1 protein-coding gene is annotated in these 1,214 nt (G+C 36.7%); it reads left to right on the top strand.

The window, feature by feature from the left end; translation table 11 throughout:
* The first annotated feature begins 217 nt into the window (after positions 1-217).
* Positions 218-1,183 (top strand): IS110 family transposase, encoded by a 966-nt coding sequence (locus tag QGM60_RS18110; protein ID WP_281141647.1) that lies wholly within the window; start codon positions 218-220, stop codon positions 1,181-1,183.
* Positions 1,184-1,214: the final 31 nt, after the last annotated feature.

The following is a 1,214-nucleotide window of genomic DNA, read 5'->3' as shown; positions in this document are numbered from 1 at the left end:
TTATACATCTTAAGTTTACAATCCATTACATTTAGACTATTAATCAGAAAGCACAAAAGAGAGGATTAAGGTTAAGTTATACAGTGAAGCACAGACTTCGACAACAATGATAATCCCCTCTCTTTTCTACTTAGATATCGTTCAGTTCTGTGAGCCTTTAGAGCTCGTTTTTAAGTTGTTGATGCTAAAGTAGATTGTCCTTTCAAAATCACTTCATATGACTAAAGATAAAGAAATTTATGGTATAGACATCAGTAAAAGCGTCTTCGATGTTTATAGTACAGCGAGTGGTCACAATCAATTAAACAATGATGACAAAGGCTTTAAGTTACTTTTAAAAGCATTACCACAAAATGCACTAGTAATAATGGAAGCCACGGGCTACTACCATTACCGATTAGCGCAGTATTTGCACACGCATGGTGTGACTGTCTCAGTTGTTAATCCCTTATCTGTAAAACGCTTTATCCAGATGCGCTTGTCAAAAGTAAAGACCGATAAGAGCGATGCAAAGGCCATATGCGATTATGGTGAGCACAATGCTGTTCCTTTGTATAGTGCCTTAACAGAGGTTCAGGCAGAATGTTTGCAGCTTTTCAGGTTATTGGATATTTATATAAAACAGCGTACAGCCATCAAAAACAAGATCAAAGGAGAAGAAGCCTTAGGGAAACCATCACGTTTTGTGTATCAATCGCTCAAAAGAAACCAAGGATACCTTACCAAGGAAATAAAAGGCTTAGAAGAGCGGCTTTTAGAACTGGTAAAAAGCGAACAGCAAGACCAACTAACACTATTGAAGAGCATCCCAGGAATAGGAGTAAAAACAGCCTTATTTTTAATAGTACTAACAGATGGCTTTAATAAGTTTGAAAATGCTAAACAATTGTGCAGTTATGTTGGTATTACGCCAACCATAAGAGCATCTGGCAGTAGTGTTAGAGGACGAAGTAGGATCAGTAAGATCGGAAACAGGAAATTAAGAAACCTGCTTTTTTTATGCGCATTTTCAGCATGCAATCATAACAAGGCTTGCAGAGAGTTATACGAGCGTATTATAGCCAAAGGCAAGAGTAAAAAATTAGCCTTAATCGCGGTAGCTAACAAGCTACTGAAACAGGCCTTTGCTATTGCTAAATCAAAATTACCCTTTGATGAAAATTATGTGTCAAATTTAAACTAGAAAAGCTTGGTTTTTAACTCAGTTCTTTGTT

It is taken from the genome of Winogradskyella sp. SYSU M77433, assembly GCF_029911945.1.
Classification (GTDB): domain Bacteria; phylum Bacteroidota; class Bacteroidia; order Flavobacteriales; family Flavobacteriaceae; genus Winogradskyella.
This window is presented reverse-complemented; position numbering and strand designations above follow the sequence as displayed.